The organism is Pseudomonas grandcourensis, assembly GCF_039909015.1.
In the GTDB taxonomy this organism is placed as follows: domain Bacteria; phylum Pseudomonadota; class Gammaproteobacteria; order Pseudomonadales; family Pseudomonadaceae; genus Aquipseudomonas; species Aquipseudomonas grandcourensis.
In genome coordinates, this window is the sequence record NZ_CP150919.1 from 4,861,582 (window position 1) to 4,882,413 (window position 20,832).

Consider the following 20,832-nt stretch of genomic DNA (forward strand, 5'->3'; position numbering starts at 1 on the left):
CAGACAACTTGAATGTCAGGGTTTGAACCCTTGAGCCAACAACCAGCTGCGAACCATCCTTCCCTGCTCCACCGTCAAACCGGCCAACACCTGACCCGCCGGCTCGCCCTGCTTTAACCGCCACACCAACGCCGCCACCTCAACCCCATGCACATGCCAGATGCCCAACGGCTGATCCGCCGTGATCACCACCTCGGCCTCATCGACCAGCCCATCACGCAACACCGGCGCCCGCTCAATCCTCAGCGCACTGAAATCCGCCTCGGCATGGGCCACCTCGGCGTCCGGCCAGTTTCGTCGTGCCTGCCAGAACGGCTGATCCAGCCAGCGCTGCTCATCGGCATAAAAATCCCGGCCGATCCGCGCAAAACGCAAAAACAACTGCTCCACCCGCTGCTGGTGGAAACGCTGGGCCAGAGCCGCTCGCTCGGGGTTGCACAGCAGCGTGTTGATTACTGCCGGCGCCTGCAACGCCGAAGACAAGGACTGAAAGATCCCGTTGCCCGACAGCGGGTCCACCGCCATGGCCGCATCGCCGACCCGAATCCAGTTTTCGCCACACACCTGTGGGCTGAGAATCGCCGTACTGCTGCGGGCGTGCAGTTGTAGATCAGCTTCTGTTTCGTCAACAAAAAATGCGGCGGCCAGCTTCGAACCCTGGCGGCGCTGCCGGCAGTATTCGAGCAACATGGCCTTGCCCGGCAACCCGGCGCTCGCCACGTCCACCGTCCATTGCCAGTAACACTGGCCGTCGGCGCGCCGCGCCATCCATGCCCAACCGTCCTCAAGGCTTTCCACGGCGCTGGCGGTGTTGCCCGGCAAACCCTGCCAGCGATTGAGCAGGCTGACGGTCTCGGGGCCACGCAAGCCCTTGCCGATAGCGGGGGCCTGACGTCCTCGGGCTTCCACGAGAAACGGCGCGAGCAGCGGTTCGCGTCCGTCGATTTCGATTCGATGGCCATTGGCCGATGACTGAACTGTCAGCACCCGGCCTTCGATCAGCTCGACCCCCGCCAGGCGCAAATCTTCGCGTAGGCCTCGGTCAAAAACCGGACGGTCAAGCAAGTATTCGATGTTCTGCGCATGGTGCTGGCCATTCCAATTCACCTGGCGTTGAGATGGCAGCGCCGCTTCCGCCAACGCCTGGTGCAGACCTGCGCTGCGCAAGGCTTCCAGAACCCGCACGGACACACCTTCGAGCGCGGCAAACCGGCGCCATTCGCTGATCAGCGTGACGCCATGGCCCAGTCGCCTTAGTCCCAGCGCGACGGCGGCGCCGGCCGGTCCGGCGCCAAGAATGACGATGTCGGTCATGGCCCGAAGCGCCGTTCAGGGCCACGGTAACGGGCATGGTCGCGCAACCACTCGATGACTTGCTCATTACTGGCGTCAGGCTGTTCGGTGAGGAACCCGGCGATGTGCCCGCTCAAGGCGGCACAACCGAGGCTCGCTCCGGATTGCCCCGGGTAGGTGCCGTGCACACAGGCGGCGAAATCCGCCTGGGCGCTGTTGAGCCACGACCATTCCTGCTCGGCGCACCGCGCATCGCCGGTCACCCGCAACACCTGCGGATAGTTCGCCGGAAACACCCCTTCGCCCTGGGCCGGGCTCGACGCACACAGCAGCACGCCCTGGGCCACCGCCGCCGCGCAAGCCGCGCGCAACAGGCTGCGGTCCTGGCGCAGGCCAAGGCTCAGATTGATCAGTCGCACGTCCTGCGTCAGCAGCCAGTCAATTGCCGTGGCGATCTGCAAGGCGCTGGTGACACCCCGCTGGTCGAACACCTGCGCCACGCAAAACAGCGCCGAGGGTGCACGCCGACCGATCGCCTCGATCACCGCACTGCCATGCCCCAGCGGGTCTTCGCGCAAGTCGCCCTCGGCCAGGCCGTCTTCGAGCAATGAAAAGCGCCGACCAGCGATCACTTGCACCCGTTGTGCCGCCGAGTGGCCGCTGTCCACCACACCAATGCGCAACTCAGGTTTCATGCAGCACCGTTTTCGAAGTCAGCACGCCGTCGAGCAATTCGAAGCGCAGATCGGCATCGGCCAGGGTTGAGGGGCGATGGCTGATCAGGATCCTCGTACGCCCGGCGAACAAGCGGTCGATGGCGTCGATGACTTCGCGCTCAGTGGCTTCATCCACCGCGGACGTGGCTTCATCGAGCACCAGGATCAAAGGGTCCTGCAACAGTGCCCGGGCAATCGCGATACGTTGTTTCTGCCCGCCGGACAACTGCTGACCTCGCTCGCCCAAGGGGCTGTCGAGGCCTTCGGGCAACAACTCGATCAGGCTGTCGAGTTGCGCCAGTCGCGCCACCTCGGCAATCGCCTCGCGGCTGGCGTCCGGCACCGCGTAGGCCAGGTTGTCGGCGAGACTGCCGCGAAACAGCACGATGTCCTGGCTGACGATGGCGATGCGCCGACGCAACTGGAACAGATCCAGTTCGCGCAGATCGACGTCGCCCAACAGTACCCGGCCCGATTGCGGATCGTGATGACGTTGCAGCAGGTCGATCAGTGTGGATTTACCCACGCCCGAGCCGCCGCTGAGGGCCACTTTCATACCGTAGGGAATTCGCGCTTCGATGCCGCGCAGGGTCGACTGGCGGCCGGGATGGGCGAAGTGCACGTTGTCGAACCACAGGTCGCCGCCGTTGGGCATTGCCCGTGGCGTGGCGGGTGTCAACACGGTCGGTTGCTCGCCGCGCAACTCCATGACCCGGCCGAGGCTGACGGTCATCCGCTGAATCGCAACGTAGAGCCCGAGCAAGCTCTGCACCGGCCCCACGGCCATGCCCAGGTAAGTGGAAAACGCAATCAGCGCGCCGAGCTGCCAGGTGCCCTGCACCACCCAGTAACCGCCGATCAGAAATGCGCAGGCCCGGGACAGCGAGGTCAGCGTGCCGGGCACGGCCTGGGTGAAAAACTCGGTGACTTGCAGGCGCAACAACTGGCTCATGTAGCCCTGCCCCAACGACTCTAGGCGCCGCGCTTCGCGCTGTTGCTGACCGGCGGACTGGATGAATTTCATCACCGGCAGCGTCTCGACCATGAACGACGACATGTCCGCCGAACGCTCGCGCAACTGCCGCACATCGCGCTCGACCTTGCGCCGCATCCAGCGCAGCCAGAGGACATCGAGGGGAATCAGCACCACCGCCAGCAGCGAGAGTTTCCACGACAGCGTCAACAGCATCGCGATGGCAACCACCAGACCGATCACACTCGACACGGCCGAGAACAGTGAGTCCACGGCAAACCGCTGGATTTCCGCGACATCGCCATCGAGGCGCGACATCAGGTCGCCGATGCGCCGCTGGCCGTAAAAGCCCGGCGACAGGGTTTGCAAATGCCGGTACAGGTCATCGCGCAGGGCAAACAGCATGCGCCCGGACAGTCGCGTGTGCAGGTAGCGGTTGATGCCCGACAGCGCCGTGCCCAGCAACCCGGCGACGATCATCAGCCCGGCAATCAACACCAGCATCGGAAAGTTGCGCGCCAACAGACCATCGTCGATCAGCAGCTTGGTCAACCACGGCTGCACCAGCACCAGCGCCGAGGCGCAAACCGACAAACTCAGCAGCCCGGCAATCGCCAGGTGATGAGGCCGCACGAAGCTGTACAGCCAGCGCAGAGATGCTTGCAGGGCCTCGGGGTTCTGGCTGTCGATCAGCCGAACGATCAAGCGCTGCATCACGAACGCAACTGTTTGAGCTTGCGATACAGGGTCGCGCGGCTGATGCCCAGGGCGTCGGCGGCGGCCGAGACGTTGCCCTGGTGCGTGTCCAGGGACTGACGGATCAGCTCCAGTTCGTTTTCCCGGATGCTGCCGGCCTGGGGCCGTTCGCTGGCGGTCAGCTCATCGAGCATGCTGTCGGGCAAGTGATCGAGGGTCAACACGATGTCACCCGGTTCGCGCATGGCCAGCGCGGTGCGCAGGACCATCTCCAGTTGGCGGATGTTGCCCGGCCAGTGATAGCCGCTGAGCAAGCGATCGAGATCATCGTGCAGGACAACGGCGGGTGCGCCCAGTGTCGTCAGCATGCGAGTGACCAGCGCGCCGAAATCCTCGCGCTCGCGCAGGGCCGGGAGCATCACGCTGATGCCGTTGACCCGGTAGAACAGGTCCTCGCGAAAGTGTTTTTCTTCCACCAGACGCTTGAGGTCGCGGTGGGTGGCGCAGATCAGCGCGACGTCGATGTCCTGCTCTTCGCCTGCGCCCAGGGGCGCGACCTTGCGATCCTGCAACACCCGCAACAGCCGGGCCTGCAAGGCCAGCGGCATGTCGCCGATTTCATCGAGAAACAAGGTGCCGCCATGGGCCTGCTGCAAGCGCCCGACCATGCCGCCCCGGCGTGAACCGGTGAACGCGCCTTCGCGGTAGCCGAACAGTTCGGACTCGATCAGGCCTTCGGGAATGGCTGCGCAGTTCACCGCCACGAAGGGTTTGTCGCAGCGCGCTCCGGCCATGTGCAGGGCGCGGGCGATGACCTCTTTACCGGTGCCGGTTTCGCCCAGCAACAAGACTGGCAACTCGTTGGCCAGGCCTTGACGGGCCATGCGCAAGGCACGGGCGTAGCGCGTATTGCTACCAGCGAGCGCTTCCAGATCCGGTTGCGCCTTGGGCGTTTTCGCCGCGGTGCGCGGCGGGCTGCTGACGTTGATCGAGCGCTGCGGCGCGCGCAGGGTCTTGTAGAAGAATTCGCCCTTGGCGGTTTGCAGGCTGCCGGCCCCACCCTGATGCAGACGCGCCAACAACTGCAGGCCGTCGACGCCGAGAAACTCCTCGCAGCGCCGACCGACCAGGGCCGAACGCTCGGCGTGGAGCAACTGGCAGGCTTGGGCGCTGACCGCCAGGATCTGCCCGCCGAGGCTCACGGCCAGCAGGCCTTGCCACGGGGATTCCAGGTATTGCCTGCGGCTGTGGAAGGCCAGGACGATTTCGTCCGGATAACTGGCGTTGAACACCCGGCTTTCGATCTGGCTGACCGCCATGGCCAGCAGCGCCGTGCTGTCGTGGGCGCGGCCGAGGGGGCCTTCGCGGGTCAGGTCGAGAACGCCAAGAATGTCGCCCTGGGGGCAATGGATCGGCACCGAGGTGCAGGAAAAATCACTGAGGCGATCCAGATAATGTTCGCCGCAATCGATCAGGGTCGGCCGGGCTTCCACCAGTGCCGTGCCGAGTGCGTTGGTGCCGCGCACCGCTTCGCTCCAGCAGGCGCCGAGGGTGATGTCCTGCAGGCCGCTGCCCTTGAGACGGTCGGCGCGGCCTTCGACGGCGAGGATGGTGGCGTCGGAGTTGGCGAGGATGATCAGCCCTTCCTTGCCCTGACGCTCGGCCAGGTAATCGATGGCCGGCAGCGCGGCGTCGATCAGCAAGCGGTTGCTGGCCAGCAACACGTCGAGGCCGGCACTCGATTCCAGCGCCAGCTCGTGCTTGGCATTGAAATGCACGCCATGACTCAGGCTGCGCCGCCACGAGGCATCGATTTCCGCCCGCAGGACGCCATCCGGCACTTCGCCTTCCAGGTGCAGCTTTTCCCTGGCCAGCCGGGCTTCGCGATGCAGTTTGGGAGAGTTTGTTTTTATTGGCGTCATCAAGCGCTCCGGGTCATCCACCCTGCGCCTTCATACGTCGGCGCCCTGGAGCAATCTTTACGTTAACGTCAGGGCTATGGCAAGTGCCGCAGGGCGCTTGTGTTCCGTCAGGTGGACCGTGTCATCGTTCTTCGCGAGCAGGCTCGCCCACAGGTTCAGCGGCGTCCAAAAATCTCTGGCAAAAAAATGACCGTCCCAAGGACGGCCAGGAAATCAGGTGTTGATTCGAAACTGGAGCTAGCGATTGCGCGCGAGTCATCGTACTGGCATTTCGATTTCAATTTTATGTTCAGCGCACGGATCAACCGGCTCTTTCCAAAGCGGAAAACAGGCTGACGAACTCCAATGAAAGCTTATGGCGTGGCGCCAGATGGATCATGGGCACCGACGCTTCATGGGACTCACGCATTTTGACCGTGCTGCTCAAATAATCCGGTAACACGGGCAAGCCTTCGGCCAGCAACTCGTCGATCAGCATCTGGTGCACGCTGGCACGCGCCACAAACTGGTTGACCACCACACCTTCCACGATCAACGACTCATTATGGTCAGCCCCCAACTCAGCTACTTGCGCGATGACGCTATAGAGCGCCTGACGGGAAAAGCTGTCGCAATCGAATGGAATCAGCACGCGGTCGGCGGCGATCAGCGCGCTGAAGGTATAGAAATTCAGGGACGGCGGCGTATCGATATATATGCGCTCGTAATCTTCGGAAAGCTCCACCAATAAGCGGCGCAGCTTATTGATCTTGAATTTTGACTCAAGCTTTGACTGCAGGTCGGCAAGCTCGTGGCTAGCGGTGACCAGGTGCAGATTGTCGTAGCGAGTATCCGTGATGGCCACCCGATTCTTTTTGCTGGCCGGGCCGCTGGATAAGGTTTGCTTGAAGAAGTCGGCGATCCCCATGGGGATATCATCGCCCGTCAGCCCTGTCAGGTAGTGGGTCGAGTTAGCCTGGGGATCGAGATCCACCAGCAGCGTCCTGTAGCCTTCGGCAGCACTGACAGCCGCGAGATTGCAGGCGATGCTTGATTTGCCAACGCCTCCTTTTTGATTGAACACAACTCGACGCATGAGGAAGGCAACCTGAAAAAGATCTCCCTCGATCATAGGATTGAAACATTTCAGTAATATTTCTACGCGACAATTTTGTTTCATTTTTAAGACAGCAACTGCCATTCCCTCACTGCGTCATCCGACATGCAGTAAACGATAGACGTGTCTGTACTTATGGCATTACAAGGAGTTCGACAATGCAATGTTCACTGGATGAAATACGCCACCAGATCCTGGACGCACAACCCGTGTTGAAACGACTCGATATCGAGATGGAAGGGATTCAGTTTGATCCGCTGGTGCCTTCAAGCGTCACTGCTGCCTACGCCAAGGTAGATCGGGTGATTGAGCATCTGTTGGCCCGGTTCAAGGCAAACCCCATCCTTGGGCCGTTAACGACTGAGCTGAAGTCCCAATATCTTGATGGCATTCGAGCGAAGGTAGCGCATGCCAGGAGTGGCAAGCAGCCTGGAACTTCGTCGGCAGCGCCCGGCTGAATCCGGTCATTCTGGAAGGACCGACTTTTTCAGCAGAGTCGAGTAAAAGCTAACCCTCAGCGGCCCGGTGTCGCTTGGGACTCTTCAAAATGATGCCGTAACAGTGGCACCTCTCGCTAATAGCCAACGTAGACACGTTCTCGTCCATAAAACCCCTCCTGGCCAACGCTATACGTAGCTAGCTATTTGTTAATGAAAGTCTGAAGTATTCATTTGAACTTTCGGATTCTTTCAGTCTGCGGCCTGTGCCTAACATCGGCTCCACAGCGAACCGGCCTCTGGGCCTGGCGCCGTCGAAGTGCTTTTGCAGCAGGCCCTGGGATTTTTGAGGATCACCGATGAAGCTGGAAATTTTCCGCACGCTGTGGGGTTACACCGCCAGCAAGGCCCAGGCACTTGAAGAGCTGCTGCAAGCGGGCTTTGATGGCATGGAAGCACGCCTGCCACTGGACGCCCGGGAACGGTCTGAGTTCGCCGCTTTTCTCCAGGCCAATCGCCTGGGCTATATCAGCACGGTCTTCACCGCGTACGACGTGCTGCCGGATCAGTCGGCGACTCCTGCCGTCCACCTCGATGACCTCGACCAGAAACTCGCCTGGGCCGCCGAACTCGGCCCGCGCTTCGTCAACGTGCTGGCGGGCAACGATCGCTGGTCCTTGCCACAGCAAGTGGAGTTTTTCGGTCAGGCGCTGGATCTGGCGCGCAAGCACGGCCAGGTCTGCAGTTTCGAAACCCACCGCTCGCGTTCGCTGTTCAACCCTTGGGTGACCCTGGAGTTGATCCGGCAATTGCCCGATCTGTTGTTCACCAGTGACATCAGCCATTGGGTGGTGACCTGCGAGCGCCTGTTGAATGACCCGGCCGATGACCTCAGCGCTTTCATCGAGCGGGTTCACCATATCCAGGCCCGCGTCGGTTATGACCAGGGACCGCAGGTCCCGCACCCGGCGGCCCCCGAGTATGCAAGGGAACTGGCCTTCCATCAGCAGCACTGGGAAAGCATCTGGCGCTCGCAGCAAGCCCGCGGTTACCAGGTCAGCACCCTGACCCCGGAATTCGGCGCCGACGGCTACCTGCATCATTTGCCCTTCACCAATGTCCCGGTCGCCGACCTGTGGTCATTGAACGTGTGGATGGGCCAGACCGAGCGTGAACATTTCGACCGTTTCAGCCATTCAAGCCATCCTTAGGGAGCCGATGCGTCATGCCTGACAACAAAAACAACAGCGCAAGCACTGACACACACAAAGCCAACTTCAACAGCATCCCGGTGGTCAACATCGCCGGTCTGTTCAGCTTTGAACTGGAACACCGCCTGGCCGTGGCCGAACAATTGGGGCGCGCCGCCAGCGAAGTCGGGTTCCTTTACATCACCGATCACGGTATCGACCCGCAACTGATCGCCAACCTGCGCCAGGCTGCCAAGGACTATTTCGACCAGCCCCTGGACGCCAAGATGCGCCACTACATCGGCACCTCGCAAACCCACAAGGGCTTTGTGCCCGAAGGCGAAGAGGTCTATTCCAAGGGCAAGCCGGACCACAAGGAAGCCTTCGACGTCGGCTTCGAAGTCCCGGCCGATGACCCGCTGGTGCTGGCCAACACCCCATTGCTGGGGCCCAACGACTGGCCGCAGCTGCAAGGTTTCAAGGCCTCGGTGCAGGCCTACTATGAAGCCATCTTCACCTTGGGCCGGCGCCTGTTCGGCGGCTTCGCCCTGACCCTGGGCCTGGAAGAAAACTATTTCGACAGCCTGGTTACCCGTCCGCCGTCCAAGCTGCGCCTTATCCACTATCCCTTCGACGGTGCAGCCCATGACGCACCGGGCCTTGGAGCCCATACTGACTACGAGTGCTTCACCATCCTTTTGGCCGACAAGCCGGGCCTTGAGGTGATGAACAATCTTGGCCAATGGATCGATGCACCACCGATTGCCGATGCCTTTGTCGTCAACATCGGCGACATGCTGGAAGTGATGACGGCAGGCGCTTTCGTTGCCACCGCGCACCGGGTGCGCAGCGTGAAGGAGGAGCGTTACTCCTTCCCGCTGTTTTATGCCTGCGACTATCACACCCAGATCAGACCGCTGCCCGGTTTCGCCCAGGCAGGCAACGACTACGAAGAAATCACCATCGGCGAACACATGTATGGCCAGGCGCTGCAGACCTATCAGTATCTGCGCCAGAGGGTGGCCAACGGGGAAGTTCAGCTGCCAGGCAAGGCACGCAAGCCCGCCAGTTTCGGACATTTGAAAAATCAGGCTCAACCGTCCTGATTGCAGTTTTCAGCTAAACCCCTACCTACGCCGGAGTCAGCACATCATGAAAAACAACAAAAAAAACCTTTTGAGCCTGGCTGTATTGGCAGCCGGCATGTTCGGCGCCTCGGTGAGCATGGCCGCGGCAGACACGTTCAAGGTCGGCATGGAGATCACCTACCCGCCCTTCGAGTCCTATGACAAGGACAAGAATGTGGTGGGTTCGGACCCCGAACTGGCAACGTCACTGGCCAAGCACATGAACGCCAAGGTGGAGTTCGTCGACACCAAGTTCCCGAGCCTGATCCTGGGCCTGAACTCCGGCAAGTACGACGCGATCATTTCCGGCATGTACATCACACCTGAGCGCCAGACCCAGGCCCAGACCATCGCCTATGCCAACACCGGCGCCGCGGTCATGGTGCCCAAGGGCAGCGAGATCAACGCGAAGAAGCCTGAAGACCTGTGCGGCCTGAAACTGGGCCTGGAACAGGGCACTACCTGGGTCAAGGAATTCAAGAAGCTCTCTGACGAATACTGCGTGCCGAACAACAAAGGCGCGATCACCGTCAGCGAGTACCCTTCGGCACCGGAAGTGACACAGGCCCTGCTGTCCAAAAACATCCAGGCCCAGGTTGAAATCGCCGGCGCGGCAAAAATGATCGCGGAAAAGACCAACGGCCGGGTAGTGATCACCACCGAGCATCCGATTTATCAGCAAACCCTGGGCATCTTCGTCAAGAAAGGTAACGACGAAACCTTCAAGGAAGTGCAAAAGGCCTTCGAGGAGAGCAAAAAGAGCGGTGAATACGCGGCAATCCTCCAGAAATATGGCCTGGAAGAACCGACTGCCAACTAAGAAACTGTCCTTGTAGTCTGGTCATCTGCCTCCCCTGCACGGGGGCGGCAGATCGAGGTGCCCCATGCAATTCGATTGGTCGTATTTCTTATCCCTGTTCTCCCTGCCGGACTTCTGGAAGGCCTGCGTCACGGTGGTCCAGCTCAGCGCCCTGGCCTGGTTCATCGGTATGCTGCTGGGGTTTGTCCTGGCCTCGGCCAAGCTGTCCCAATCGCCCTTGCTGCGCATTCCCGCAGCGGTCTATATCTGGTTCTTCCGCAGCATCCCGTTGCTGGTGCTGGTGGTCTTCGTCTACAACCTGCCGCAATTGTTTCCCGGTAGCGGTCCGATTCTGTCCAACCCCTTCTACTCCGGCCTGCTGGCCCTGGTGGTCACTGAAGCGGCGTACATGGCGGAAATCCATCGTGGCGGCCTGATCTCCGTGGCCAAGGGCCAGAAGGAAGCCGGGCGCGCACTGGGTGTCGGTCTGTTCGGCATGCAACGCCTGATCGTGATCCCCCAGGCTTTCCGTATTTCGCTGCCCACGTTGATCAATGAATACATCACGGTGGTCAAGCTGACCTCGCTGGTCTCGGTCATCTCCCTGACCGAAATCCTCACGGTCGGCCAACGCCTCTATGCCACCAACTTCCTGGTCATGGAAACCCTGGCGGCGGTAGGCGTCTATTACGTGTTGATCGTCACCGTGTTCGGCTATTTCCTGCAGCGCCTGGAGCGCTACCTGGACCTGAACTTCCGCAAGCCGCACACACTCGACGAGGCCACCATCGCCAGGTTCAAGGCCAGCGCCGAAGCCTTGCCCGACACTGCACGCAAAGCGGCAGGCAACAACACGACGCCCATCCTGCAACTGAAGAACATCCAGAAGAGCTATGGCACCCACAAGGTGCTGATGGGTATCGACCTGAATGTCGAATACGGCCAGGTGGTCTCGATCATCGGACCATCCGGCTCCGGCAAGACATCGCTGATCCGCACGGTCAACGGCCTGGAAACCATCGATACCGGCGACATTCTGTTGTTCGGCGAAAAATTCATCGAAGCGTCGGACAAGCCCAACAGCACCCGCCTGCGCAAAGGCGTGCGCCACATCGGCATGGTGTTCCAGAACTTCAACCTGTTCCCCCACCGCACCATTCTCGACAACGTCACCCTGGCGCCCCGTTACCATGGCCAGCCGGGCGAGCTGAGTGAACATCGTGCCTATGCGCTACTGGACAAGGTCGGCCTGCTGGCCCATGCCCACAAGTACCCGCACCAGCTCTCCGGCGGGCAGCAACAGCGCGTGGCGATCGCTCGAGCCCTGGCGATGGAGCCGCAGATCATGCTGTTCGACGAACCGACCTCGGCCCTCGACCCGGAACTGGTCAACGACGTGCTGAATGTGATCCGCGACCTGGCCAAAGAAGGCATGACCATGCTGATCGTGACCCACGAAATGGACTTTGCCATGTCGATATCCGACCGGGTCGTATTCATGGAGAACGGTAATATCCAGCTGGATGCCGCACCGCAAACCATACGATGCGATGCCGAAGGAGAACGCGTGCGGCGCTTCATGGGCATCAGTACCCGATCGCCGAACCTGTCTGCAACGTTGGATCATGCATGAACAGGCAAGCACTTTCTTCGAACTTCCTTCCTTCAGGAAAACGTACATGAATCTGGGAATAGCAGGACGCTGGGCACTGGTGTGCGCCGCCAGCAAAGGCCTGGGCAAAGCCTGCGCACAGGCACTGGTTAACGAAGGCGTGAACGTGGTGATCACCGCTCGCGGCGAACACACGCTGAATGAAACAGCTCGTCAGCTCAGGGCGATAAACCCTGAAGTGACGGTCATCGCCGTCGCCGGAGACATTTCGACGCCCGAAGGTCGGGCGGCAGCGCTCAAGGCCCATGAACATTTCGATATCCTGATCAACAACGCTGGAGGCCCTCCCCCCGGGGATTTCCGCGAATGGAATCGCGACGCCTGGCTCAAGGCGCTGGATGCCAACATGCTGACGCCTATCGAGTTGATCAAGGCAACGGTAGACGGTATGGCGGCACGTGGATTTGGTCGAATCATCAACATCACGTCGAGTGCCGTGAAATCCCCTATCGAAAGCCTGGGCCTGTCCAACGGCGCGCGCAGTGGTCTGACGGGGTTTGTCGCGGGGCTTGCACGGCAAGAAAACATTGCCAGTCGCAATGTGACGATCAACAACCTGCAACCGGGCTCATTCGACACTGATCGACTGCGTGACAACCTGATCGCTGCTGCCCAAGAGCTGGGGCAAGACAGTGAGGTATTCCTGGACGAATGCCGCAGCGAAATTCCCGCCAGACGCTTCGGCTCAGCCGAGGAGTTCGGTTCGCTGTGTGCCTTCGTTTGCAGCAGCCATGCGGGCTACCTGACCGGGCAGAACCTGTTGATTGATGGTGGAGCCGTTCGCTCCAGCCAATAACTGGCCGCCAACCGGATCGGCACCCCATGGCGGTGCCGGACGGCCTGTTGCAGGCCGTCGCCTCTCCCAACTGGTTGATCAGGGCTTGCGCGCAATGATCACCTGACTTTTCGCCACCACCGCATCCAGCGCCTGCTTGATCTGCGTGCCCCGTGGCGAGGCCAGGATTGCCTGCCAGGTATCCGCCCAGTGGTTGAGCAACGGATGGTCCGGGTTGCTGAAGTCGACCTTGGCCTCCCAGAACAACAGCATCCACATCGACCAGTAGAATCCGTACTGGCTGTGGCTGATCACTTCCAGGCCGGCATCGCTGACCATGGCCTTGAACTGCTCTTCGCTGATGATGCGGATGTGGTTGGGCTTCTGGAAATACTCCGCCGCCGCGATATCTTTCTGCAGGTCTTCGGAGCTGGGATGCGGGACGCTCAGCAGGTACAACGCACCCGGTTTGCCGACGCGCACCAGTTCAGCGAGGAACTGCGCCGGATCGTCCACGTGCTCGATGACTTCGGTGGACACCACCCGGGTGGCGGTCCCATCGGCAATAGGCAGCGGGTCGCAGTCGGTGACATGGCATTCGACGTCGCGGGCCGGTGTATCGCCCAGACGCTGGCGGGTCGCTTCAACCTTGGCCGCATCGATATCGGCGATGATGATCTTCGCCCCGCGCATCCCGCAGAAATGCACGTTGCCACCGTCGCCGCAGCCGACATCCAGCAGCGTGTCCTCGGGGGTCACCGGGAAACCGGTGAACAGTTCGCCGGTCTGCTGATTGAACCAGCCGCTGAGCATCGCATCGTGCAGGCCGAGCATGTAGGGGTCGACTTTCTCCGCCGCTGCCGCCGCGGGCGGTGTCTCTGGCTGCACAGGCGCGGGCGTGCCCGCCGTGAGTTTCTTCAAAAGGCTCAGCATGAGGTGGCTCCAGAGGATGGGACGGCTGTTCGGGAGGTGCCCAGGCGTTTGACCAGCGAGGCGCCGCGGTTGCGCATGGGCATTTCAATGAAGCGATAGTTGAGTTCGCTCAGCAGCACGATCAGGCCGCCTGCCATCAGCAACATCAGAATCGGATGGCCGGCCGGACTGGGCAGCCCGGCAGCCTGTAAACGGAAAATGAACTCACGAACCAGCAAGTAGGCCGGGATGTGGATCAGGTAAATCCCGTAGGAACGACTGCCGACCCAGGTCATCAGGTTCTTGAACATTCCCTTGGGCATCAGGTAATCGCGGTTGTAGGACGCGATCCACACCAGCAGCGCACACAACAGCGCAATCACACCGATCCGGTAATGGGTAAAGGTGAAACGGTCCGTCGCCATGAAACCGAGCACCAATGCAATCCCGAGCAGTGCCGACAGGCCGGCCCATGGGCGACGCAGGAAAGTCGGCTCCCAGCGCAGGTACGAAGGCTGCACGCTCCACATCGCCAACAGCACGCCAAGTGCCAGTGCGTCCGTGCGCACCACCATCAGGATCGGCGTGCGCAAGGTCAACAATTGCACCGCAACCAGCGCCAGCAACGCCCACACCAGGTGCTTGCGAAACAGCACGATCATCAGCGGGAACAACAGGTAGAACTGCTCTTCCAGCGACAGGCTCCAGTACACGAAACTGGTGCCATATTCGTAATGATAAAAACTGTCGGCAAAGCGAAAGTTGGCGTACTGGGCGATGCCGGCCAGGGTCGCCTGAATATTCGCGTGCAGAGTGCCGAACGCGCCGGAGCGGTTGAGAAAAAGACACGCCAGCAACATCAGCGCCAGCCATAACCAGGCCGACGGCAGCAATCGAAATGCCCGGCGCAACCAGAAATTGCGCGTCTGTTGCCAATACTCCTGACGCGTGGTGCAACGGCGCAGGGCCGGGATCAGGCTGCGGGCAATGACGAAACCCGAGATCGCGAAAAACAGATCCACGCCCCACCACGGCTGGCTGTACAGCGTGATGGCCTGCAACAACGGCACGGCCGCCGCAAACAGGCTGTCCTGCAGGTGATGAAACAGCACGCCAAGCACCGCAATGCCGCGCAGCAACTCGATGTCCATGATCCGTTTCTCGTTGCTCATGCGCCCTCCTGGACATGAGGTTTGCGGGCGATGATCACCTGGCTCTTGGGCATCAACTGATCCAGCATCTGCTTGATCGCCAACCCGTCGGGCTGGGCCAGCAATTCCTGCCAGGTTTTCGCCCAGCTCTCCATCAGCGGCGGATACGGCGCCTGAATCCGGTCGCGAACCGCGCCACCCAACTCACGCCCGGCAGCCCGCTCACTGGCCCAGAAAAAAATCATGCCCATGACCCAGAAAAACCCGGTGGCCTGGCGATGCTCGATGACCAGACCCGCGTCTTCCACCAGCGCGGCGAATCGCTCGGGGCTGAAAATCTGCACGTGATTGGGCGACTGAAAATAGCTGGCCGGGGCGATGCCTTTCTGCAAATGCTCGCCCACCGGGGACGGCACGCTCAGCAGGTACAGCGCGCCGGGACGGCCCATGCGCACCAGTTCGGCCATGAAGGGTTCTGGCTGATCGATGTGTTCCAGCACTTCCATGCACACGACTTTGCTGGCGCAACCATCGGCCAGAGGCAATGGCAGGCTGTTGCTGACCAGACCGAGATTCGCTTTATCCGACTGCGCTTGCACTTGCCGCGCCAGGTCGCGGACCTTGTCGTGCTCACTGTCGGTGAAGATCACCGACGCGCCTTGACGCACCGCGAACAACGTCGCCACGCCTTCGCCGCAGCCGACATCGAGCAAGGTGTCGTCGGCGGTAATGGCAAACCCTTTGAGCAATTCGCCGCTATCGCCCGAAAACCAGCCGTCATGCATGGCATCGTGCAAGCCCACATCTCTTGGCGACACACGGGATTGTTCGACCGGCGAAGGCGCGGGCCGGAGCTCGGATTTCGTCTCTGGAAAGAAACGTCTGACCAGTGCGCGAATCATGCCTCAGGGGTTTCCACGGCACGCTGCTCGAACAGGTGTTCAAGAAATGCGCCAAGCCGCTGCTCGGCAGTGGCCTGGCTGCAGAATTTCTTGAGGCTGGCCACTGCGTGCACGGACATCTGTGCATAACGCCCGGGATCACCCTTGGCCACGTCATAGCTTGATTGGTAAGCCCTGCACAACGACGCCCAATTGGTGACATAGCGCAAGGTACGAAACGCCCTGCGCGGGTCATGTGGCCAGGCCGTCAGCTCATCGGTGGAGTCAATCAGGAATGCATTATCGGCATCCAGATAATCGATCATCGCCGTGGTCCGTGGCGCCACCGCCGGTTTGCCACAGGACATGAACTCCATCAGCGGAAGGCATTGGCCTTCGCCATAGGACGTGTTGACCACGTAACTCGTGGCTTGCACCAGCTGCTCATAGTCCGCGTCAGCCAGATAGCCGTAGATCAGCACGACCCGGCAGCGGTAAGACTGATTTTTGTACAGGTGGTGAAGGATGTCGGTCAGCGCTTCCTCGGCATCGTGGTGCGTCAACTTGAGCACCAGCGTTGCGTCGTCCACCTCGCGAAACGTCACGCAAAAGGCACTGAGCATGTCTTCCCAGTTCTTGCGCCCGTCACCGGGGTTGAACACCGAGGTGTAAATCACGCCGTCGAGGACCAACTCGTGTTCACTCGGCGGGGCCTCGAAATCAATACCCACACCTTCGCGAGTGGCCACGGGGCCGAAGGCTCGCAAGTCGAGTTCGCGGCTGTCGGCCAGCAACCCCTTGAGCGTCAACCGCACCTGACTGGCCAAGGGGTGACGTTGCAAGTGGGCGCCGCGCTCGGAAAACCGGTCCCATACCGGGGCCGGTACCGCGATGACCGGATAGTCGGTGCCCATCGCCTCGCGCACCGCATTCACGGTGTAGCTGGAATGGGTAATCGCCGCACCCGCTGCCTGCAACACCGTGCGCCAGTCATTGAGCGGGTCACCGGCAAAGGGTTCGTTGGGGATGGTGCTGAATTCCCACGCGAACACCGGCAGCGTCGGGCAGGTGAAATTGACCGGCGTTCGATGAGGAGGTGAGAAGGACAGGAACACGCACGCTTCACCATGGGATAAACAGTCCATGTACAAGGCATCGACTTCGGTCTGCGGGTCGCTGACTTCTACCACTCGCCCCAGCCGCTCCAGCACGGGCCGGTACTCCTTGAGCACGAAGTAATAGCTGTACTCCGAGCGGCCAAGGTTCTGAGTGATGGTGTGCTGGTTGGTTTCCGAATGAATGATGATCAGCATGAGGCGGTATCCGTCACGGTTGCTGTCGGCAAAGCCTGTGGCGCCAGCCCGAAAAAATCCGCCATGCGTTTCTGCACCGGAGCGAAAGCGCAGTAATCGTGCATGCGCTCGACGGCGGCGAGGGACATGCGCTGATACTCCAGCGGTTGCTCCTTGGCCAGACGGTAGCTGTTTTCGTAAGCGGTTTTCAGCGAACCCCAATCCGGCCGATAACGCAGGGTGCGGTAGATGATGCGAGTGTCCTGCGGCCAGATGGTCAGCTCTTCGCTGGACTTGACCACAAACGCCACACGCTCATCGATGTAGTCCTCCATGGCCGTGTGATCCGGGGCAATCACCGGTTTACCGCTGGCCATGAACTCCATCAGCGGCAGGCACAGCCCTTCGCAGCGCGAGGCATTGACGTAGTAACTGGCGGCTTCGTACAGCCGGGCGTATTGCGGGTCGTCCAGGTAGCCGTGCATGACCACCACCCGACAGGCGAACGGCGAAAGCTGTGCGAGCAACGTCATCAGTTCGTCGTGGTAGGACGACAGATCGCTTTGGGTAATTTTCAGCACCAGCGTCGCGTCAGCCGTTTCGCGGAACGCCCAGCAGAATGCAGTGATCAGTTGATGCCAGTTCTTGCGACCGTCACGCGGGTTGAACACGGTGACGTACACCACACCGTCAACCTGTGTTTCGACCTGGGCGGTGGTGTCCGGCCACTGTCGTGGCTCTGGCTCGGGTACTGCAATCGCCTGCGGGCCGGCGATGGCCGGCAGCCAGTCGGCCAGACGAGTATGCGCGGAATCCGACAGCAGGTCGCGAACCCCTTCCCAATACCACTGGCTCAGAAAATGCGTGCGATGCACCGGGACCGGCAGCGATTTACCTTTGTCGAGGCGCCACATATGCAGGTAATGGCGAGCAATCACCAAGCGGCGCTTGAGCGTCAGCGGCGGTGGCTTCAATGCCTCGAGTTCGGCCTCAAGCGCGGCCAGTTCTTCGGCGGTCGGCACGACAGGAATCAGCGCATCGGCGTTAAGCCCAAGGGTACGCGTATCGAAGATGCAACCCTTGATGTCCAGGGTCGAGCCGGCGTTGATCGGGGCGCTGGTGTGGCGATTACGAATGTCGGCGAAGTTTTCCCACAGCGGCGTTGGCAATACCAACACTGGGAAGTCCTCGCCCATGGCCCGACGAATCGCCCGGGCCGTGTGACTGGAGAGCGTAATAACCCGGCCCTGCCGCGCCAGCATTTGCGTCCAGTCCTGGCGCGGGTCGTTATCCCATTGTTCATCGGGAATCGAGTCGAACTCCCAGGCCACCACGCAGATCGTCGGGCACTCAAGGTCGTTCGGGGTTTTCTGCGGCGGCGTGAACGACAGGAACAGACTGTCTTCGCCAGCGGCCAATAATTGTTTGTAGAGCGGATCGACCTCGGTGGTGGAGGACACCACATGCACTCGCCCAAGGCTTTCGAGCACAGGGCGATATGCCTTGAGCACGAAGTAGTAACTGTATTCGGGACGACCGAGGCTCTGGCTGATGGAGCTGTCGTTGATGTCCGAGTAAAGAATGAAATTCATGGCATCCCACGATGAAACCGCCATCCCGGCGGCCTCACGCTATGACGGGGAGGACACGGTTCGAGTCAGTGTTCACTGGCGCTCGTCCATCGTCTTCCGGCCCGTCTTCGTTCTTGTTTTAGTGGTCAGTTTCTCGCAGTTTCGAAGCGACGCTGCCGAACCCGGGGTAATCGTGACAAGGGGCATTCTAAACACATCCATTGAGGGTTCGTGAACCGCCCGGCGAGAATAAATCAGGCTACGCTGACGAGAACTGACCGGTCACGATTGGACTTGTTGAAATTGCCGAGCAAATGGCACAGATTGGCTACCAAACAACTACAACAAACATTTCTCCTGTCTTTACGAGCGATCCTTTCGTTTCGTGAGGCCCTTCCTTGAAGCCTGCAGGAAGAGGAAATGTACGACCAAGGGGCGGCTGTTTGAAAAAACGTCTGTTTGTCACGGGGCTAACCGGATTCGTTGGACAACACATCCAATCGCGTTTGCAGGCTGATGCCTCGGAATGGGAACTTCTACCGGCTCATGGCCACTACGACCTCGCCACGCCAGACAGCCTCGAGGGCATGTGGCCGGAATTGCCCGATGCGGTGATTCATCTGGCTGGCCAGACTTTCGTCCCGGACGCCTTTCGTGATCCGGCGCACACCCTGAACATCAATCTTCTGGGCACCCTGAACCTGCTGCAAGCCCTCAAGGCACGCGGATTCTCGGGCACGTTCCTGTACGTCAGCTCCGGTGATGTCTATGGCCAGGTCACTGAAGACTCTCTGCCCATCACTGAATTGCAGCCTCCCTGCCCGCGCAACCCATACGCCGTAAGCAAACTGTCGGCCGAGTTCCTGAGCCTGCAATGGGGCCTCAGCGAAGGCTGGCCCGTACTGGTCGCCCGCCCGTTCAACCACATCGGCACCGGGCAGAAAGACAGCTTCGTCATCGCCAGCGCCGCACGTCAGATCTGCCGGATCAAGCAAGGCCTGCAAGGGCCACAACTGGAAGTCGGGGACATCGACGTCACGCGCGACTTCCTTGATGTCGGGGACGTGGTCTCGGCCTACCTGGCCTTGCTCGAAAAAGGTACGCCGGGGCAGGTCTACAACATTTGCTCGGGGCGCGAGCAGAGCATTCGCAGCCTGATCGAACAGATGGCAGATCTTGCACAGGTCGACCTGCAACTGGTCCAGGACCCTGCACGACTTCGCCGCGCGGATCAGCGTCGGGTATGTGGCAGCCCTGCCAGGCTGACCCAGACCACCGGCTGGAAATCTGAAATCACTACACAACAATCCCTGCGGGCGATCCTGTCCGACTGGGAGAATCGAGTACGACAAGAATGACTAAAAGTGCATTGATCACAGGTATCACCGGCCAGGATGGCGCGTATCTGGCCAAACTGCTGCTCGACAAGGGCTACAAAGTCCACGGCCTGGTGGCGCGTCGCAGCAGCGACTCGCGCTGGCGCCTGCGCGAGATGGGGGTCGAGGCGGACATCGTCTACCTGGACGGCGACATGGCCGATGCCTGTTCAGTGCAGCGCGCAGTGATCAAGTCGGCGCCGGACGAGATCTACAACCTCGCCGCGCAAAGCTTTGTCGCGGCCTCCTGGGATCAACCGGTGACCACCGGCATCGTCGACGGACTGGGCGTTACCCACCTGCTCGAAGCGATCCGCCAGTTCAGCCCGCATACGCGTTTCTACCAGGCGTCGACCAGCGAAATGTTCGGCCTGATACAGGCTGAGCAGCAGGACGAGAACACCCCCTTCTATCCGCGCAGCCCCTATGGCGTGGCCAAGTTGTACGGCCACTGGATCACCGTGAACTACCGCGAAAGCTTCAACCTGCACGCCAGCAGCGGCATTCTGTTCAACCATGAATCACCGCTGCGTGGCATCGAGTTCGTGACGCGCAAAGTCACTGACGCCGCGGCCCGCATCAAGCAGGGCAAGCAGCAGGAACTGCGCCTGGGCAACATCGACGCCAAGCGCGACTGGGGCTTTGCCGGGGACTACGTCGAAGCCATGTGGCTGATGCTGCAACAGGACAAGCCCGACGACTTCGTGGTGGCCACCGGTGTGACCACAACCGTGCGCGAGATGTGCCGGATCGCCTTCGATCATGTGGGCCTGAACTACCGCGATTACGTGAAGATCGACCCGGCGTTCTTCCGCCCGGCCGAAGTCGAAGTGCTGCTCGGCAACCCGGCCAAGGCCGAGCGTGTGCTGGGCTGGAAACCCAAAACCGATCTGGATGCCTTGATCCGCATGATGATGGATGCGGACATGAAACGCGTCGCCAAGGAGTAGGCC

General features: G+C 60.8%; 18 protein-coding genes. 8 read left to right on the top strand and 10 right to left on the bottom strand.

The window, feature by feature from the left end; all coding sequences use genetic code 11:
* Nucleotides 1–15: 15 nt before the first annotated feature.
* The 5 genes from AABM52_RS21650 to AABM52_RS21670 form a co-directional block, all read right to left on the bottom strand.
* Nucleotides 16–1,314, bottom strand: coding sequence for a tryptophan 7-halogenase (locus AABM52_RS21650; RefSeq protein WP_347907834.1), 1,299 nt, complete (start codon nucleotides 1,312–1,314; stop codon nucleotides 16–18).
* Nucleotides 1,311–1,988, bottom strand: coding sequence for a S8 family serine peptidase (locus AABM52_RS21655; RefSeq protein WP_347907835.1), 678 nt, complete (start codon nucleotides 1,986–1,988; stop codon nucleotides 1,311–1,313). Before AABM52_RS21655 ends, AABM52_RS21650 begins: the two co-directional genes overlap by 4 nt.
* On the bottom strand, nucleotides 1,978–3,696 hold the full coding sequence (locus tag AABM52_RS21660; RefSeq protein ID WP_347907837.1) for an ABC transporter ATP-binding protein: 1,719 nt from the start codon (nucleotides 3,694–3,696) through the stop codon (nucleotides 1,978–1,980). Before AABM52_RS21660 ends, AABM52_RS21655 begins: the two co-directional genes overlap by 11 nt.
* Nucleotides 3,696–5,600 carry a sigma-54-dependent Fis family transcriptional regulator gene (locus AABM52_RS21665; RefSeq protein WP_347907838.1) on the bottom strand — a complete coding sequence of 635 codons (1,905 nt, stop codon included), beginning with the start codon at nucleotides 5,598–5,600 and terminating at the stop codon, nucleotides 3,696–3,698. Before AABM52_RS21665 ends, AABM52_RS21660 begins: the two co-directional genes overlap by 1 nt.
* Before the next feature lie 301 nt (nucleotides 5,601–5,901).
* Nucleotides 5,902–6,675: a ParA family protein gene (locus AABM52_RS21670; protein ID WP_347912667.1), complete on the bottom strand. Its 774-nt coding sequence runs from the start codon at nucleotides 6,673–6,675 to the stop codon at nucleotides 5,902–5,904.
* A gap of 179 nt (nucleotides 6,676–6,854) precedes the next feature.
* Between AABM52_RS21670 and AABM52_RS21675 the strand changes: the two genes are divergently transcribed.
* The 6 genes from AABM52_RS21675 (at nucleotide 6,855) to AABM52_RS21700 (ending at nucleotide 12,717) form a co-directional block, all read left to right on the top strand.
* A complete protein-coding gene (locus AABM52_RS21675; RefSeq protein WP_347907840.1) occupies nucleotides 6,855–7,154 on the top strand; it encodes a hypothetical protein in 300 nt (99 codons plus the stop codon).
* Between the two features lie 338 nt (nucleotides 7,155–7,492).
* Nucleotides 7,493–8,344 (top strand): TIM barrel protein, encoded by an 852-nt coding sequence (locus AABM52_RS21680; protein ID WP_347907842.1) that lies wholly within the window; start codon nucleotides 7,493–7,495, stop codon nucleotides 8,342–8,344.
* 14 nt (nucleotides 8,345–8,358) lie between these two features.
* Nucleotides 8,359–9,429, top strand: a complete 1,071-nt coding sequence (locus AABM52_RS21685; protein WP_347907844.1) for a 2-oxoglutarate and iron-dependent oxygenase domain-containing protein — start codon at nucleotides 8,359–8,361, stop codon at nucleotides 9,427–9,429.
* Nucleotides 9,430–9,475: 46 nt separating this feature from the next.
* Nucleotides 9,476–10,270, top strand: a complete 795-nt coding sequence (locus AABM52_RS21690) for an ABC transporter substrate-binding protein (protein ID WP_347907846.1) — start codon at nucleotides 9,476–9,478, stop codon at nucleotides 10,268–10,270.
* A gap of 64 nt (nucleotides 10,271–10,334) precedes the next feature.
* Nucleotides 10,335–11,882, top strand: coding sequence for an amino acid ABC transporter permease/ATP-binding protein (locus AABM52_RS21695; RefSeq protein WP_347907870.1), 1,548 nt, complete (start codon nucleotides 10,335–10,337; stop codon nucleotides 11,880–11,882).
* Between the two features lie 46 nt (nucleotides 11,883–11,928).
* On the top strand, nucleotides 11,929–12,717 hold the full coding sequence (locus AABM52_RS21700; protein WP_347907872.1) for an SDR family oxidoreductase: 789 nt from the start codon (nucleotides 11,929–11,931) through the stop codon (nucleotides 12,715–12,717).
* Between the two features lie 78 nt (nucleotides 12,718–12,795).
* Here the strand turns inward: AABM52_RS21700 and AABM52_RS21705 are convergent, their stop codons facing one another.
* From AABM52_RS21705 to AABM52_RS21725, 5 genes are read right to left on the bottom strand one after another with little or no spacing between them, the layout of a single operon-like run.
* Nucleotides 12,796–13,629: a class I SAM-dependent methyltransferase gene (locus tag AABM52_RS21705; protein WP_347907874.1), complete on the bottom strand. Its 834-nt coding sequence runs from the start codon at nucleotides 13,627–13,629 to the stop codon at nucleotides 12,796–12,798.
* Entirely contained in the window at nucleotides 13,623–14,780 is a 1,158-nt protein-coding gene (locus AABM52_RS21710; protein ID WP_347907876.1) for an acyltransferase, read from the bottom strand. Before AABM52_RS21710 ends, AABM52_RS21705 begins: the two co-directional genes overlap by 7 nt.
* The gene (locus AABM52_RS21715; protein ID WP_347907878.1) at nucleotides 14,777–15,661 is read right to left on the bottom strand and encodes a class I SAM-dependent methyltransferase; all 885 of its coding nucleotides are present in this window, start codon (nucleotides 15,659–15,661) and stop codon (nucleotides 14,777–14,779) included. Before AABM52_RS21715 ends, AABM52_RS21710 begins: the two co-directional genes overlap by 4 nt.
* The gene (locus AABM52_RS21720; protein WP_347907880.1) at nucleotides 15,658–16,953 is read right to left on the bottom strand and encodes a glycosyltransferase; all 1,296 of its coding nucleotides are present in this window, start codon (nucleotides 16,951–16,953) and stop codon (nucleotides 15,658–15,660) included. Before AABM52_RS21720 ends, AABM52_RS21715 begins: the two co-directional genes overlap by 4 nt.
* Nucleotides 16,947–18,524, bottom strand: coding sequence for a glycosyltransferase (locus AABM52_RS21725; protein ID WP_347907882.1), 1,578 nt, complete (start codon nucleotides 18,522–18,524; stop codon nucleotides 16,947–16,949). Before AABM52_RS21725 ends, AABM52_RS21720 begins: the two co-directional genes overlap by 7 nt.
* Before the next feature lie 422 nt (nucleotides 18,525–18,946).
* Here AABM52_RS21725 and AABM52_RS21730 point away from each other — a divergent pair, with 422 nt between their 5' ends.
* Together AABM52_RS21730 and gmd are read left to right on the top strand one after the other, a co-directional pair.
* Nucleotides 18,947–19,861 (top strand): GDP-mannose 4,6-dehydratase, encoded by a 915-nt coding sequence (locus tag AABM52_RS21730; RefSeq protein ID WP_347907884.1) that lies wholly within the window; start codon nucleotides 18,947–18,949, stop codon nucleotides 19,859–19,861.
* Nucleotides 19,858–20,829 carry a GDP-mannose 4,6-dehydratase gene (gene gmd, locus AABM52_RS21735; protein ID WP_347907885.1) on the top strand — a complete coding sequence of 324 codons (972 nt, stop codon included), beginning with the start codon at nucleotides 19,858–19,860 and terminating at the stop codon, nucleotides 20,827–20,829. Before AABM52_RS21730 ends, gmd begins: the two co-directional genes overlap by 4 nt.
* Nucleotides 20,830–20,832 lie beyond the last annotated feature (3 nt).

Coding starts and splice junctions, on each gene's coding strand:
- AABM52_RS21650 (WP_347907834.1), bottom strand. CDS start 1,314: ATGACCGACATCGTCATTCTTGGCGCCGGACCGGCCGGCGCCGCCGTC.
- AABM52_RS21655 (WP_347907835.1), bottom strand. CDS start 1,988: ATGAAACCTGAGTTGCGCATTGGTGTGGTGGACAGCGGCCACTCGGCG.
- AABM52_RS21660 (WP_347907837.1), bottom strand. CDS start 3,696: ATGCAGCGCTTGATCGTTCGGCTGATCGACAGCCAGAACCCCGAGGCC.
- AABM52_RS21665 (WP_347907838.1), bottom strand. CDS start 5,600: ATGACGCCAATAAAAACAAACTCTCCCAAACTGCATCGCGAAGCCCGG.
- AABM52_RS21670 (WP_347912667.1), bottom strand. CDS start 6,675: ATGCGTCGAGTTGTGTTCAATCAAAAAGGAGGCGTTGGCAAATCAAGC.
- AABM52_RS21675 (WP_347907840.1), top strand. CDS start 6,855: ATGCAATGTTCACTGGATGAAATACGCCACCAGATCCTGGACGCACAA.
- AABM52_RS21680 (WP_347907842.1), top strand. CDS start 7,493: ATGAAGCTGGAAATTTTCCGCACGCTGTGGGGTTACACCGCCAGCAAG.
- AABM52_RS21685 (WP_347907844.1), top strand. CDS start 8,359: ATGCCTGACAACAAAAACAACAGCGCAAGCACTGACACACACAAAGCC.
- AABM52_RS21690 (WP_347907846.1), top strand. CDS start 9,476: ATGAAAAACAACAAAAAAAACCTTTTGAGCCTGGCTGTATTGGCAGCC.
- AABM52_RS21695 (WP_347907870.1), top strand. CDS start 10,335: ATGCAATTCGATTGGTCGTATTTCTTATCCCTGTTCTCCCTGCCGGAC.
- AABM52_RS21700 (WP_347907872.1), top strand. CDS start 11,929: ATGAATCTGGGAATAGCAGGACGCTGGGCACTGGTGTGCGCCGCCAGC.
- AABM52_RS21705 (WP_347907874.1), bottom strand. CDS start 13,629: ATGCTGAGCCTTTTGAAGAAACTCACGGCGGGCACGCCCGCGCCTGTG.
- AABM52_RS21710 (WP_347907876.1), bottom strand. CDS start 14,780: ATGAGCAACGAGAAACGGATCATGGACATCGAGTTGCTGCGCGGCATT.
- AABM52_RS21715 (WP_347907878.1), bottom strand. CDS start 15,661: ATGATTCGCGCACTGGTCAGACGTTTCTTTCCAGAGACGAAATCCGAG.
- AABM52_RS21720 (WP_347907880.1), bottom strand. CDS start 16,953: ATGCTGATCATCATTCATTCGGAAACCAACCAGCACACCATCACTCAG.
- AABM52_RS21725 (WP_347907882.1), bottom strand. CDS start 18,524: ATGAATTTCATTCTTTACTCGGACATCAACGACAGCTCCATCAGCCAG.
- gmd (WP_347907885.1), top strand. CDS start 19,858: ATGACTAAAAGTGCATTGATCACAGGTATCACCGGCCAGGATGGCGCG.